1 pseudogene is annotated in these 383 nt (G+C 41.3%); it reads left to right on the top strand.

The window, feature by feature from the left end:
• Window positions 1-109: 109 nt before the first annotated feature.
• Window positions 110-202 (top strand): annotated as a pseudogene (locus tag EZM41_RS02960) (HDIG domain-containing metalloprotein); the annotation flags it as partial.
• Window positions 203-383: the final 181 nt, after the last annotated feature.

The raw sequence follows: 383 nt of genomic DNA, 5'->3' as shown, positions 1-383 counted from the left end.
CGGAGATATCGTCAAAATGCCAATAGAAGAAGTGAAAGACATGAAGGTGGATCTCACCATCTCCGGCGGCGAAGTCGTCTACGCAAAGGCGTGAACTTTCTACTTTGAGGTTGCAGGCCTTATGGCGGCCGAACTGGGAGTGGAGGAAAGCACGGCCAGAAGGGCAGGCTTGCTTCATGATATAGGTAAGGCGATAGATCATAATAATAATTAGGCATAACAGTAATACCTTTGTTTCTCTTTTCATTTCCCTGCCCTCCTTTTTATATACCCCTTCTGGGCTTGTTTATGACGTACATAATCTTCCATATATTCAATTTTTATAATTCCCTATTATATAACTTTTTTAGGAGATCCTTGATATGGTATTACTTTCCCCATAT

Origin of the sequence: Acetomicrobium sp. S15 = DSM 107314 (genome assembly GCF_016125955.1) — a bacterium.
GTDB lineage: Bacteria > Synergistota > Synergistia > Synergistales > Thermosynergistaceae > Thermosynergistes > Thermosynergistes pyruvativorans.
This window is presented reverse-complemented; position numbering and strand designations above follow the sequence as displayed.